We start from the raw sequence: 501 nt of genomic DNA, 5'->3' as shown, positions 1-501 counted from the left end.
GTTCCGAATAGAGGCCGAGCGCGCGGATCGAGATGAGGCTGTCGCTCAGCGCCTTCGTCGCATAGAGCGCTTCCGAATCGCTCTCGCGGATGTAGCTGTCGAAATCGATGAAGTGGCCGAAGGCGAGGTAGCAGCCGAGCTGCACGATGAAGAACGTCGCGTGCACGTAGATCAGCGTTTCGCAGGTCCGTTCGAGCGAGCGCATCGCCAGCACGCCGCTCGCGAACAGCCAGAACGCGAGTGCGACGTAGGTCTGGATCAGCACGAACTTGACGAAGAAGTTCGCGTAGAAATCACCGAACGCCGATACGAGGAATGCGCTGCTCACGCTCAGCAGCCAGTACGCGACGATCGCGGGCAGGCGTTGCTGGCGTGCGAACAGCGTCGGCGCGCGCAACAGCGCGAGGAGCGCGAGCAGGGCATAGGCGGCGAAGGTCGCGCGCACGCTGAACGCGTTCAGCGAGAAGAAGCAGGCGCTGGCGGCGAAGAGCAGGGTGGGAA

General features: G+C 63.5%; 1 protein-coding gene. It reads right to left on the bottom strand.

Annotation, left to right across the window (positions count from 1 at the left end; genetic code table 11):
* Positions 1–501: hypothetical protein (locus J5M73_RS31115; RefSeq protein ID WP_207816893.1), on the bottom strand; the 501-nt coding region annotated here is incomplete at both ends.

The organism is Pseudomonas sp. 50_B (assembly GCF_017491625.1).
GTDB classification, from domain to species: Bacteria; Pseudomonadota; Gammaproteobacteria; order Pseudomonadales; family Pseudomonadaceae; genus Aquipseudomonas; species Aquipseudomonas danubii.
This window is presented reverse-complemented; position numbering and strand designations above follow the sequence as displayed.